The sequence below is a fragment of the Massilia sp. AB1 genome, from assembly GCF_018119385.1.
Taxonomy (GTDB): Bacteria; Pseudomonadota; Gammaproteobacteria; order Burkholderiales; family Burkholderiaceae_D; genus Telluria.
Window position 1 is genome coordinate 34,591 of record NZ_JAGKSG010000037.1, and the last position, 11,933, is coordinate 46,523.

Sequence of the window (11,933 nt, forward strand, 5' to 3'; positions counted from 1 at the left end):
CTTGTCGGCGCGCTCGGAGTTTCCGATACGCAATTAAACTTACTTTGAAGCAAGCTTAACACGAAAGTTGCCGCATGGAAATGACTATGCGTAAGCAATACAACAGTTTTCGGCCGGACAGGGAATCCGGCCGGGACGCTAGCCGAGTGCAGCCAGGGCCTGGGCTAGGTCGGCGATCAAGTCTTCAGGAGATTCCAGGCCAATATTGAAGCGCACCAGGATGCCCTCGTCCGCCCACTGGCGGCGCATGCCCTTGATCCGGTAGGGCATCACCAGGCTGTTTGGACCGCCCCAGCTGTAGCCGATGCCGAAGAAATCCAGCGCATCGACGAAGCGGTCGGTCTGCTCTTCGGTATAGCGCGGGTCGAACAGCACCGAAAACAGGCCGCCCGCGCCCCGGAAGTCGCGCTTCCAGTTGGCGTGGCCGGGGCAATCCTCGAAGGCCGGGTGCAGCACCCTGGTGATTTCCGGACGTTCCTTCAGCCATTGCGCGACCTTGCGCGCATTGGCGTCGTGGGTCTCGAAGCGCAGTTTCATGGTCGGCAGGCCGCGCATCACCAGGTAGGCGTCGTCGGCGCCCACGCCCAGGCCCAGGCGCATGTGGGCCTGCGCCAGGCGGTCGTTGAGCGCACGGTCGCGGGTGATCACGGCGCCCATCAAGAGATCCGCGCCGCCCGACTGGTACTTGGTCAGCGCGTGCATCACGATGTCGGCGCCGGCGTCGAAGCCGCGCAGCGCCAGGCCGGCGGCCCAGGTGTTGTCGAGCGCCACCAGCACGCCCTTGTCGTGGGCGGCCTTGCAGATCGCCGGCAGGTCCGGCACTTCCATCGACACCGAGCCGGGCGCCTCGGCCCAGATCAGCCTGGTATTCGGCTGGATCAGCTCGGCGATGCCGGCGCCGATCATCGGATCATAGAAGCGCGCGGTGACGCCGAAGTCCTGGCTCAGCCAGCGGCCTAGTTCGCGGTTGGGGTTGTAGACGTTATGCGGCAGCAGCACATCGTCGCCGCTCTTGAGCAGCGCGAAGTCGACCATCGCGATCGCCGCCAGGCCGGACGGCGCCAGCAGGCAGTGCGCGCCGCCTTCGATCTCGGCCAGGCGCGCTTCCAGGGTGAAGGTGGTGGGCGTTCCGTGCAGGCCGTAGGTATAGGCGTTCTTGTCCTTCCATTGGCCGGAGCGCATCGCGGCCACATTCGGGAACAGCACCGTCGAGGCGTGGTGGATCCCCGGCGGGAAGGCCGCGAAGCCTTCCGGCGCGGCGTAGTCGCTGTGGATCAGGGAGGTCTGGAGCGATTTCTTGTTCATGTGCTGCTCCCCTGCCCGGTCAGACCACGGTGGCCCAGAGGTCGTGGGCGTCGGCCTTGGTGATCACCACCTCGGCGAACTGGCCCACGGCCAGCTTGGTCTTGCCCGGCACCAGCGCACGCTTGATGTGCACCACGCCGTCGATCTCCGGCGCATCCGCAGCCGAGCGGCCGATGGCTTCGCGCGGGCCGACTTCGTCGACCAGCACGCGCATGGTCTTGCCGACCTTGGCCTGCAGGCGCTTGAGCGAGATTTCCTCCTGCAGCAGCATGACGCGCGCACGGCGCTCTTCGCGCACTTCCTGCGGCACCGGGTTGGCCAGCTCGTTGGCGGTCGCGCCTTCGACCGGCGAGTAGGCGAAGCAGCCCAGGCGGTCGATCTGCGCTTCCTTCAGGAAGTCCAGCAGGTATTCGAATTCCGCCTCGGTCTCGCCCGGGAAGCCGGCGATGAAGGTCGAGCGGATGGTCAGGTCCGGGTTCATCTGGCGCCAGGCCTGGATGCGGTCCAGGTTCTTCTCGCCGCTGGCCGGGCGCTTCATGCGCTTGAGCACGTCCGGGTGGGCGTGCTGCATCGGGATGTCCAGGTAAGGCAGCACATGGCCGTCGCCCATCAGGGGGATGACCTGGTCGACGTGCGGGTACGGATAGACGTAGTGCATGCGCACCCAGGCGTCGTACTGGCGCGCCAGCTGGCCCAGCGCCTCGGTCAGCTGGGTCATGTGGGTCTTGATCGGGCGGCCGTTCCAGAAGCCCGTGCGGAACTTGACGTCCACGCCGTAGGCGCTGGTGTCCTGCGAAATCACCAGCAGTTCCTTGACCCCGGCCTTGAACAGGTTCTCGGCTTCGATCAGCACTTCATGGATCGGACGCGAAACCAGGTCGCCGCGCATCGACGGGATGATGCAGAAGCTGCAGCGGTGGTTGCAGCCTTCCGAGATCTTCAGGTAGGCGTAGTGCTTCGGGGTCAGCTTGACCCCATGGTCCGGCACCAGGTCGATGAAGGGATCGTGCGGCTTGGGCAGGTGCAGGTGGACCGATTCCATCACCTCGGCGACGGCGTGCGGGCCGGTCACGGCCAGCACCTTCGGGTGCACCTTGGTGATGATGTCGTCGCCCGCGGCGTCCTTCTTCGCGCCCAGGCAGCCGGTGACGATCACCTTGCCGTTCTCGGCCAGCGCCTCGCCGATCGCGTCGAGCGATTCCTGCACCGCGGCGTCGATGAAGCCGCAGGTATTGACGATCACCAGGTCGGCGCCGTCGTAGGACTTGGCGGTCTCGTAACCCTCGGCGCGCAGCTGGGTCAGGATCTGCTCGGAGTCGACCAGCGCCTTCGGGCAGCCGAGCGACACGAAACCGACCTTGGGCGCGGCGACGCCGGCGGCGGGCGACGGAATCACGAGCGCGGGTTCGGCGACGGCAGTCGCGGTTTCGGTGTTTGCTGGGAGGGGATTGCGGCGAAGTTCAGGCATGGGAGGACGACAAAGAATCTGGGCAATCCGCGATTGTACCTGAAGCGGGCCTCCCGGTGAAACCGGGGGCTGGTTCGCCGGCCCCGAACGGGACCGGCGGATGTCGTGAAAAGACGACTTCTGTTACTTCTTGTCGACCGGCATTCCCGGGAAGGGGAAGGCGCCGAACATGGCCTTGCTCTGGTTCTGCATCTGCTCCTGCATCTGCATGAACAGGTTCTTGCTCTGGTCGATGTAGTTGTTCATCATGCCCTGCATCATCGGACCCTGGACATTCATGAACTGGGTCCACATTTCCGGGCTGAAGGGCTTGCCTTCCAGGGCGCCGGCGGCGCTGCTGGTGAACTTGTTCTGGATGTCGGTGAAGGCCTGGACGTTCTTTTCCAGGTAGGAACCCATCATGCCCTGCATGGCGTGGCCGTAGTAGCGGATGATCTGGGCCAGCACGGAACTCGAGAACATGGGAATGCCGTTGGCTTCCTCTTCCAGGATGATCTGCAAGAGAATGCTGCGGGTCAGGTCTTCGTTCGTCTTGGCGTCGACCACGGTGAATTCGTCCGCGTCCAGGACCAGCTGCTTGACGTCCGTGAGGGTGATGTAAGAACTGGTCTGGGTGTCGTACAAACGACGGTTCGGGTATTTCTTGATCAGGCGTTCAGCACTCTTCTTTGCACTACTCATCTCAAGTTCCATAGGTTGCATCGCAACATGCGCGCGAAGCATTTTGATTGGTTACCAAAAAACCCGTAATCCGCCGCCCAGTGAACCCGGGTATTGCTCAGGGGGACGGACAGGGCACACCATACCACGCAATCCGCGCAGGTGCAGCAATTATTAGAATTATCACTGACGTAAGTTTTTTGTCAACTAAGCGACAACCGCCTGCGCCAGTGCGGCGTCCTCAATCGGCGCGGGCCTTGACGTAACGCCCCGGAGCCGGTTCCAGCGGCGCATAGCGGCTGTTGCCCGCGGCGCCAGGCGCCGGCACATCCTCGCCGCCGTGCTCGGCCAGGAACCCGGCCCATTCCGGCCACCAGCTGCCCTTGTGTTCTTCGGCGCCCTCGAACCAGGCGGCGTCGGTTCGCAAGCCGCCTTTCGCCTTGCCCTTGCCCGTCTTGGCGTTCACCCAGTAGCTGCGCTTGTTCTTCGAGGCCGGGTTGATCACGCCGGCGATGTGGCCGGAGGCGCCCAGCACGAAGCGGTTGGCTTTCGGGTTCTTCGGGTTGAGCAAGTTCATCGAGGCGAAGGCCGCCTGCCAGGGGACGATGTGGTCTTCCCTGGAACCGTAGATGAAGGTCGGGGCGTCGATCGCGCCCAGGTCAACCGGCACGCCGCACACGGTGAGCGCGCCCGGCACCTTCAGCTTGTTCTCGAGGTAGGTGTTGCGCAGGTACCAGCAGAACATCGGGCCCGGCAGGTTGGTGCTGTCGGCGTTCCAGTACAGCAGGTCGAAGGCCGGCGGTTCCTTGCCCTTGAGGTAGTTCTGCTGCACGTAGTTCCACACCAGGTCGTTCGGGCGCAGGGCCGAGAAAGTGGTGGCCAGGTCGCGTCCCGGCATCAGGCCGCCGCTGCCCAGGGTCTGCTCGCGCAGCGCCACCTGCGCCTCGTCGACGAAGACTTCGAGCACGCCGGTGTCGCTGAAGTCCAGCAAGGTGGTCAGCAGCGACAGGCTGGCGGCCGGCTGGCGGCCGCGTGCGGCCAGCACGGCCAGCGCGGTGGCGGCGATGGTGCCGCCCACGCAGAAGCCGAACACGTGCGCCTTCTCCTGGCCGGTGATCTCGCCCACCACGTCCAGTGCGCGGATCGCGCCCTTCTCCACATAATCGTCCCAGCTCACGTTGCCCAGGCTGCGGTCCGGGTTACGCCAGGACACCATGAACACGGTATTGCCCTGCTCCACCACGTAGCGCACCAGCGAGTTTTCCGGCTGCAGGTCGAGGATGTAGAACTTGTTGATGCACGGCGGAATCATCACCAGCGGCACGGCGTGCACGGTCGGCGTCGTCGGCGTGTACTGGATCAGCTGGAACAGTTCGTTCTCGTAGACCACCGTCCCGGGCGTGGTGCCGACATTGCGGCCGACCTCGAAGGCGGATTCGTCCGACTGCGAGATGCGGCCCTTCTGCAGGTCGGCCAGCATATTGGCCAGGCCCTTGGTCAGGCTCTCGCCCTTGGTTTCGATCAGGTGCTTCTGCGCTTCCGGATTGGTGGCGAAGAAGTTGGCCGGCGACATGGCGTCGACCATCTGCTGCACCGCGAAGCGGATTTTCTGGCGCTCGCGCGGACCGGCGTCGACCGCATCGGCCAGGGCCAGCATGAATTCCGAATTCAGCAGGTAGGACGCGGCCGAGAATGCCGACATCGGGTTCTCGCTCCAGGCCGAGCCGGAGAAACGCTTGTCGTGCAACACCGGGCTCTTGCCCGACATAAAGTCCTGCCACAGCTGGCCGACCTTGTTGAGGTAATCGGCGCGCAGCGCCTCCAGCCTGGCCGGGGCGATGCCGGCGCCGAAATCCTTCAGCATGCCTGCCAGCGGGTTGTGCCCGTTTGCCGCCGGGGTCATGGCCGGCATGCTCATCCAGCTCTGCCAGGCGGAAGGATCGGCGAATTGGGACATCCAGGAGGAAGCGAAGGCTTGCGGGTCGGGCATGTTCATATGGTCGTCCGTTGTTTAGAATCGGGGTGTCATCACCAAAGGAAACAAATCATGTGGATCGTGGCCGTCGCCTGGATTTACGTCGTCGTACTCATGGCGGCAACCGAACCGACCGTTACCGGAGGGATTATGACGTTTCTTGCCTACTGCGTGGTGCCTTTGTCTATCCTTTTTTACCTGACAGGATCGAAACGGCGGCGCGCGAAACGGGAATTGCAGGCCAGGATGGCAGAGAAGACGGGCGAAGCAGGCGGCGACAGCTGAGCAGTATCGCCGCCCGCCCCTGTGTATCATTTGAGCCAGATCAAACTTGCCTGGCGGCCAGTCACGCCGTCGCGGCGGTAGGAATAGAAGCGTTCCGGCGCGGTGGCCGTGCACAGCGTGCCGCCGTGGACACGGGTGAGGCCGTCGCGGGCCAGCATCAGCCTGGCCAGCGCGAACATGTCGGCCAGGTATTTACCTTCGCGGCCAGGATAGGGCTGGAAGGCCGCCCGGGCCGCCTCGCCCGGCAGCGCGGCCAGGAATGCCTCCAGCACGTCCGGTCCCACTTCGAAAGCGGTCGCGCCGATCGCCGGGCCCAGCCAGGCCGTGATCTCCCCTGCCCCGGCCTGGCGCATCGCGGCCACCGTCGTGCCGAGCACGCCGCCCGCCAGCCCGCGCCAGCCGGCGTGGGCCGCGCCCACCACCTTGCCGTCCAGGTCGGCGAACAGCACCGGCAGGCAATCGGCCGTGAGGATCGCGCAGACCACGCCGGCCTGCGTCGCGATGCTGGCGTCGCCCACGCGCACCGGCTTGTCTGGACCGACCGTCACGGCATCGACCACGTCGGCGCCATGCACCTGCGAGATCCAGGCCGGACGGCCCGGCAGCCACTCCTGCAGGCGTGCGCGGTTGGCGCGCACGGCCTCCGGATCGTCGCCCACGTGCAGGCCCAGGTTGAGGCCGCCGCCGCCCTTGCCGTCGTCATACGGCCCGCTGCTGACGCCGCCATCGCGGCTGGTCGCCAGGGCGCCGATCGATGCCGGCAGGTCCGGCCAGTCCGGGAATACCAGGGCGTCGCGATCCATCACTCGTCGTCCGCCTCGTCGAAGTCCTCGGCGGCCAGCATGTCCTGGACAGGCACGTCTTCGTCGCTCGGCTCTTCGATGCCCGCGCGGGCGATCAGCTCGGCGAAGTCCTCGGCCAGCGGCACGGTCCATTCGCACTGCTCGCCCGTGCCCGGATGCACCAGGCCGAGGCGGCGCGCCTGCAGCGCCTGGCGGTGGAAGACCGGGGTCAGGTGGCGCTTGCCGTAGACGCTGTCGCCCACCAGCGCGAAGCCCAGCGACTGCATGTGCACGCGGATCTGGTGGGTGCGGCCGGTTTCCAGCTTGCAGCGCACCAGGCTCACCGGACGGCGGTCCAGCTCGCCGGTGGCGACGCGCTCGTAGTGGGTGATCGCCGGCTTGGCGAAGGGGCTGGTCGAGACCGCCATCTTGACGCGGTCGCGCGGGTCGCGGCCCATGCCGGTATCGATGGTGCCGGCGATGCGCGGCGTACCCCAGACCAGGGCGAAGTATTCGCGCTTGACGGTGCGCGCCTGCAGCTGGCGCACCAGGTCGGTCTGGGCCGCCAGGGTCTTGCCGACCACCATCAAGCCGCTCGTGTCCTTGTCCAGGCGGTGCACGATGCCGGCGCGCGGCACGCCCACCAGCTGCGGGCAGTGGTGCAGCAGGCCGTTGAGCAGGGTCCCTGTCCAGTTGCCCGCGCCCGGGTGCACGACCAGGCCGGCCGGCTTGTTGACGACCAGGATGTCATCGTCCTCGTGGACGATGTTCAGCTCCATCGCCTCGGGCGTGAACGCCGTGTCTTCCGGCGCGGCCTGCGGCTCGATGAGCACGGTCTCGTCGCCATAGGCGGTATCCTTGCCGCGCGCGGGCTTGCCGTCGACCTGCACGTGGCCGCCTTCGAACCAGAGCTGCAGGCGGCTGCGCGAGAACTGCGGCACCAGGGCCGCGATGACCTTGTCGAGGCGCTGGCCGCAGGCTTCCGGCGTCAGGTTGAGGGTGATCGGCGACAGGTCGACGCCGGAAGCAGCGGCAAAACCGCCTTCCAGGTCGTCGTCCAGATCGGTGTCGAAAGGCATTTCCGCCGATTCCGGCGCAGGAGTTAATATCACGTCAGTTCCATCAGCTATAATCAGCTGTTCGTTGTTGAATCTAGGTAAAACTTTCTTGCAAAGAGCTATGCAAAAAAAATTGTCTGTATTGGTCGCAAGTTGCGCCCTCGTCGGCCTGTCGGCATGCGGCATGTTGCCGGAAGCCACCGACGCAAGCAAAAACTGGTCAGCGGAGAAATTATACGCTGAGGCGCGCGATGAGATGGCCGGCGGGCACTACGAAGCGGCAATCAAGCTGTTCCAACGCCTGGAATCCAACTATCCGTTCGGCACCTACGCCTCGCAAGCCCAGATGGAAATCGCCTACGCCCACTACAAGGCGCAGGACCAGGCCGAGGCGCTGGCCGCCGTCGAGCGCTTCATCAAGCTGCACCCGAACCATCCCCAGGTCGACTACATGTACTACCTGCGCGGCCTGATCAACTTCAATGACCAGCTGGGCTTCCTGAGCTTCATCTACTCGCAGGACCCGACCGAGCGCGATCCGAAGGCCACCCGCGAAGCCTTCGCCGCCTTCAAGGCCCTGGTCGACAAGTTCCCGAACAGTAAATATACGCCGGACTCGCTCCAGCGCATGAATTACCTGATCAACGCGATGGCGCAGTACGAAGTGCACGTGGCGAATTACTACTATCGCCGCGGCGCCTACCTGGCCGCCCTGAACCGCGCCCAGGATGCGGTCACCAACTACAGCGACGCTCCGGCGCGCGAGGAAGCGCTGTTCCTGATGGTCCGTGCCTACGACAAGCTCGGCATGCCGGTGCTGCGCGACGACACCCAGCGCGTGTTCACGCTGAACTATCCGAACAGCCGTTTCCTGAACCCGAACGCCAAGGGCGAAGCCCCGTGGTGGCAGTTCTGGTCGAAGGCGGCGCCGAAGCCGGCGCCGAAAGACGCCCTGTAAGCCTCGAGCGGCCCGGTTCACCGGGCCGCTGTTTTATTCGGCGATCTTCCTGCGGAACACCCACTCGCGCTCGCCGGACACCGAGGGCTCGAAGGCGTAGCCGTCGACCTCGAAGTCCTTGAGCTGTTCCGGGTCCAGGATCGCCTTCTCCACCGCGTAGCGCGCCATCATGCCGCGTGCGCGCTTGGCGAAGAAGGAGATGATCTTGTACTTGCCGTTCTTCCAGTCCTCGAACACGGGATTGATCACCGGCACGTCCAGCTTCTTCGGCTTGACCGACTTGAAGTATTCTTCCGACGCCAGGTTGACCAGGGCCGTCGAACCGAGTTCGCGCAGCTGGCGGTTCAGCGCTTGCGTGATCGTCTCGCCCCAGAACGCGTACAAGTCCTTGCCGCGCGCATTCGGCAGCCTGGTGCCCATCTCCAGGCGGTAGGGATGCATCAGGTCCAGCGGGCGCAGCAGGCCGTACAGGCCCGAGAGGATGCGCAGGTGGCGCTGGGCGAAGTCCAGCGCCTGCGGCGCCAGGGTGCGCGCGGCCAGGCCGGCGTAGACGTCGCCGTTGAAGGACATGATCGCCTGGCGGGCTTCGCTGTGGTCCGGATGCCAGTGGGCGTAGCGCGTCACGTTCAGCATCGAGAGCGTGTCCGACAAGTCCATCAGCTCCGCGATCTGGCCCGGCGAATAGGTGCGCAGCACCTTGACCAGCTCGGCGGCGTTGTCGATGAAATCGGGGATGGTGTGCTGCGGGGTGGTGCTCGGCGACTCGAGGTCGAGGGATTTGGCGGGCGACAGGACAATCAGCATGGAACAGACAAGCTTTTCTTCAAATAAACAACCGACATGATACCCGCTTCCCGCAAACCCATCGTCATCGACACCAATGTGCTGCTCGACCTGTTCGTCTTCCACGACCCGCGCTGGTCCGCCCTGATGGCGGCGCTCGAAACGGGTGAGGTCGTGGCGGTGACCCGCGCCGACTGCCGCGACGAATACCTGGCCGTGCTGCGCTACCCTCACCTGCCGCTCGACGAGGCGGGCCGCGCCGAGGCGGCGGCGCGCTTCGACGCCCTGCTGCGCGTGGTGGCGCCCGATGCCGTGCATGTGCGGCTGCCGGTCTGCACCGACCGCGACGACCAGAAATTCATGGAGCTGGCGCGCGATGCGGGCGCCGAAGTCCTGATCACCAAGGACAAGGCCTTGCTCAAGCTGGGCCGCAAGACGGCGCGCGAAGGCCTGTTCCGCATCATGCTGCCGGAAGCCTGGATCAAGGCCCGGGCCGCCGCCAGCACGGTTCAGGACGCGGCGCTAGAATAAGCGTTCGTTCTTCCGCATCGTGACCATGACTACTCCCGCCATCGCTTCCCGCCTGCCGCTGGTCGGCACCACCATCTTCACCCAGATGTCCGCGCTCGCCGCGCAGCACCAGGCCGTCAACCTCGGCCAGGGCTTCCCCGATTTCAACTGCGACCCGCGCCTGGTCGGCCAGGTGAGCGAGGCGATGCGCGCCGGCCACAACCAGTATCCCTTCATGACCGGCGTTCCGGCCCTGCGCGAGGCCATCGCGGCCAAGATCGAGACCCTGTACGGCCGCCGCTACGACAGCGCCCAGGAAATCACCGTCACCGCCGGCGCCACCCAGGCTTTGATCACGGCCATCCTGTGCAGCGTGCATCCGGGCGACGAAGTGATCGTGATCGAGCCGGCCTACGACAGCTATGCGCCCGCGATCGCCCTGGCCGGCGGCGTGGTGGTGCCGGTAGCGATGCAGGTCGGCGAGCAGGGCTACAGCGTGCCCTGGGAACGCGTGGCCGCCGCCATCAAGCCGCGCACCCGCATGATCGTCATCAACACGCCGCACAACCCGACCGGCAGCATCCTGCGCCAGGCCGACCTGGACGCGCTGGCCGCCATCGTCGACGGGACCGGCATCCTGGTCTTGTCCGACGAAGTCTACGAACACATGGTCTTCGACGGCCAGCCGCACGCCTCGGTGGCGCGCCACCCGGTGCTGGCCGAACGCGCCTTCGTGGTCTCGAGCTTCGGCAAGACCTATCACGTGACCGGCTGGAAGGTCGGCTACGTGGCCGCGCCGGCGCCCTTGATGGCGGAGTTCCGCAAGGTCCACCAGTACAACGTCTTCACCGTCAACACGCCGATGCAGCACGGGATCGCGGCCTATATGCGCGACCCGGCGCCTTACCTGGACCTGCCGGGCTTCTACCAGAGGAAGCGCGACCTGTTCCGCGAAGGCCTGGCCGGCAGCCGCTTCACCCTGCTGCCTGCGGACGGGACCTACTTCCAGTGCGTGCGCTACGAGGCCATCTCGGACCTGCCGGAGGCGGAGTTCGCGACATGGCTGACGGCGGAGGCCAAGGTGGCCGCGATTCCCGTGTCGGCCTTCTACAGCCAGCCGACGGAATCGGGCATCGTGCGCTTCTGCTTTGCGAAAAAAGACGAGACCCTGCAGCTGGCGCTGGAGCGTCTTGCGCGGCTGTAAGGCCGCTCAGCGTCCCAGCTGCTTGAGCCTGCGCTCGACGAAGGCCTGGAGTTCCGGGGACAGCGTGCCGCTGGCCAGGGCCTTCTGGTAGGCGCCCGCGGCTTCCGGATTGCGCTTCTCGGCCTGCAGCGAGATCCCCAGGCCCATCCACCACACGCCATTGATCGGCGCGGTGCGCAGCGCCGCCTGGTAGTGCTCGGCCGCTTCGCGGTGGCGCTGTTCCTGCTGCAGGACGCCGGCCAGGAAGGCGTGGTATTCGCCATTGCCCGCCGCGTAAGGCAAGGTGCGCATCAGGGTGTCGACCGCCGGGCTGCCGCGCTCGAGCTGCAGGCGCGCCATCAGCATCGCCATCGCCGGCTGGCGCGCATCGAGGGCCAGCGCCGCGCCGAGCTGGCGCATGGCTTCTTCCGGGCGTCCCGCTTCGATCAGCAGGCTGACCAGGGTCTGGCGCGACGCTTCGTGACGCGGGTCGGCCTTGAGCGCGGCCTGCAGGCCGGCGATGGCCTCGGTCACGCGGCCGTCTTCCAGGCTGGCCAGCGCGCGGCGGTAGGCGTTCTCGGCGCGCTGGGGCGCCGCTTCGACACGGCCGCCGGTCTTCACCGGCGCCACCTTCGGCTCCTCCTTGTTCGCCGCCGGCTTGGGCGCAGCTTTCGCCGGTGCCTTCTTCACCGGCGCAGCCTTGTCGACAGGCTTTTCTTCGGCGAGTGGCGCGCCAAGATCCTCGCGCGGGGGAACGGGAATCTCGAACGCAAGCGCCTGTGTAGGCTCGGGCGCCTTGGGCAGGACAGGCGCAGGCTTGGGCGCGGCGGCCACGGCGGGCGCCGGGGCCGGCTTCTGGCCCAGCATGCGCCAGCCGACGACGCCGGCCACGGCCAGCGCCGCCGTCGCGCCGGCCGCCCCCGCCCGGCGCGTCCCCCGCCGGCCGCGGTGGGGGGGCCGCCCCGG

12 protein-coding genes are annotated in these 11,933 nt (G+C 66.2%); 4 read left to right on the forward strand and 8 right to left on the reverse strand.

Annotation, left to right across the window (positions count from 1 at the left end):
* Positions 1–138 precede the first annotated feature (138 nt).
* The 4 genes from J8847_RS18490 to phaC form a co-directional block, all read right to left on the reverse strand.
* Positions 139–1,305: a cystathionine beta-lyase gene (locus tag J8847_RS18490; protein WP_211526182.1), complete on the reverse strand. Its 1,167-nt coding sequence runs from the start codon at positions 1,303–1,305 to the stop codon at positions 139–141.
* A gap of 19 nt (positions 1,306–1,324) precedes the next feature.
* A complete protein-coding gene (gene rimO, locus J8847_RS18495; RefSeq protein ID WP_229429754.1) occupies positions 1,325–2,773 on the reverse strand; it encodes a 30S ribosomal protein S12 methylthiotransferase RimO in 1,449 nt (482 codons plus the stop codon).
* A 123-nt stretch (positions 2,774–2,896) separates the two neighbouring features.
* Complete coding sequence (gene phaR / locus J8847_RS18500) at positions 2,897–3,454, reverse strand: polyhydroxyalkanoate synthesis repressor PhaR (RefSeq protein ID WP_211526183.1); 558 nt, start codon at positions 3,452–3,454, stop codon at positions 2,897–2,899.
* A 220-nt stretch (positions 3,455–3,674) separates the two neighbouring features.
* On the reverse strand, positions 3,675–5,429 hold the full coding sequence (gene phaC, locus J8847_RS18505) for a class I poly(R)-hydroxyalkanoic acid synthase (protein ID WP_211526184.1): 1,755 nt from the start codon (positions 5,427–5,429) through the stop codon (positions 3,675–3,677).
* Between the two features lie 51 nt (positions 5,430–5,480).
* Between phaC and J8847_RS18510 the strand changes: the two genes are divergently transcribed.
* Positions 5,481–5,693 carry a hypothetical protein gene (locus tag J8847_RS18510; protein WP_211526185.1) on the forward strand — a complete coding sequence of 71 codons (213 nt, stop codon included), beginning with the start codon at positions 5,481–5,483 and terminating at the stop codon, positions 5,691–5,693.
* Positions 5,694–5,719: 26 nt separating this feature from the next.
* Here the strand turns inward: J8847_RS18510 and pgeF are convergent, their stop codons facing one another.
* Both pgeF and J8847_RS18520 read right to left on the reverse strand, forming a co-directional pair.
* Positions 5,720–6,496: a peptidoglycan editing factor PgeF gene (gene pgeF, locus J8847_RS18515; RefSeq protein ID WP_211526186.1), complete on the reverse strand. Its 777-nt coding sequence runs from the start codon at positions 6,494–6,496 to the stop codon at positions 5,720–5,722.
* Entirely contained in the window at positions 6,496–7,554 is a 1,059-nt protein-coding gene (locus tag J8847_RS18520; RefSeq protein WP_211526187.1) for an RluA family pseudouridine synthase, read from the reverse strand. The genes pgeF and J8847_RS18520 overlap by 1 nt, the downstream gene beginning before the upstream one ends.
* Before the next feature lie 100 nt (positions 7,555–7,654).
* On the opposite strand from J8847_RS18520, the gene J8847_RS18525 reads away from it, so the two are divergent.
* Positions 7,655–8,491, forward strand: a complete 837-nt coding sequence (locus J8847_RS18525; RefSeq protein ID WP_211526188.1) for an outer membrane protein assembly factor BamD — start codon at positions 7,655–7,657, stop codon at positions 8,489–8,491.
* 33 nt (positions 8,492–8,524) lie between these two features.
* On the opposite strand, the gene yaaA is transcribed toward J8847_RS18525, so the two are convergent.
* Positions 8,525–9,295, reverse strand: coding sequence for a peroxide stress protein YaaA (yaaA, locus tag J8847_RS18530; protein ID WP_211526189.1), 771 nt, complete (start codon positions 9,293–9,295; stop codon positions 8,525–8,527).
* Between the two features lie 36 nt (positions 9,296–9,331).
* On the opposite strand from yaaA, the gene J8847_RS18535 reads away from it, so the two are divergent.
* Both J8847_RS18535 and J8847_RS18540 read left to right on the forward strand, forming a co-directional pair.
* Complete coding sequence (locus J8847_RS18535; protein WP_211526190.1) at positions 9,332–9,805, forward strand: putative toxin-antitoxin system toxin component, PIN family; 474 nt, start codon at positions 9,332–9,334, stop codon at positions 9,803–9,805.
* A 25-nt stretch (positions 9,806–9,830) separates the two neighbouring features.
* A complete protein-coding gene (locus tag J8847_RS18540; protein ID WP_211526191.1) occupies positions 9,831–10,988 on the forward strand; it encodes a pyridoxal phosphate-dependent aminotransferase in 1,158 nt (385 codons plus the stop codon).
* A gap of 6 nt (positions 10,989–10,994) precedes the next feature.
* On the opposite strand, the gene J8847_RS18545 is transcribed toward J8847_RS18540, so the two are convergent.
* A partial coding sequence (locus J8847_RS18545) for a tetratricopeptide repeat protein (protein WP_229513014.1) occupies positions 10,995–11,933 on the reverse strand: 939 nt, incomplete at its 5' end.

Excerpts from the sequence above, each read along its gene's own strand:
- yaaA (WP_211526189.1), bottom strand. The coding sequence starts at position 9,295 with ATGCTGATTGTCCTGTCGCCCGCCAAATCCCTCGACCTCGAGTCGCCG.
- J8847_RS18540 (WP_211526191.1), top strand. The coding sequence starts at position 9,831 with ATGACTACTCCCGCCATCGCTTCCCGCCTGCCGCTGGTCGGCACCACC.
- phaC (WP_211526184.1), bottom strand. The coding sequence starts at position 5,429 with ATGAACATGCCCGACCCGCAAGCCTTCGCTTCCTCCTGGATGTCCCAA.
- pgeF (WP_211526186.1), bottom strand. The coding sequence starts at position 6,496 with ATGGATCGCGACGCCCTGGTATTCCCGGACTGGCCGGACCTGCCGGCA.
- J8847_RS18525 (WP_211526188.1), top strand. The coding sequence starts at position 7,655 with ATGCAAAAAAAATTGTCTGTATTGGTCGCAAGTTGCGCCCTCGTCGGC.
- rimO (WP_229429754.1), bottom strand. The coding sequence starts at position 2,773 with ATGCCTGAACTTCGCCGCAATCCCCTCCCAGCAAACACCGAAACCGCG.
- J8847_RS18535 (WP_211526190.1), top strand. The coding sequence starts at position 9,332 with ATGATACCCGCTTCCCGCAAACCCATCGTCATCGACACCAATGTGCTG.
- J8847_RS18510 (WP_211526185.1), top strand. The coding sequence starts at position 5,481 with ATGTGGATCGTGGCCGTCGCCTGGATTTACGTCGTCGTACTCATGGCG.
- J8847_RS18520 (WP_211526187.1), bottom strand. The coding sequence starts at position 7,554 with ATGCCTTTCGACACCGATCTGGACGACGACCTGGAAGGCGGTTTTGCC.
- J8847_RS18490 (WP_211526182.1), bottom strand. The coding sequence starts at position 1,305 with ATGAACAAGAAATCGCTCCAGACCTCCCTGATCCACAGCGACTACGCC.
- phaR (WP_211526183.1), bottom strand. The coding sequence starts at position 3,454 with ATGAGTAGTGCAAAGAAGAGTGCTGAACGCCTGATCAAGAAATACCCG.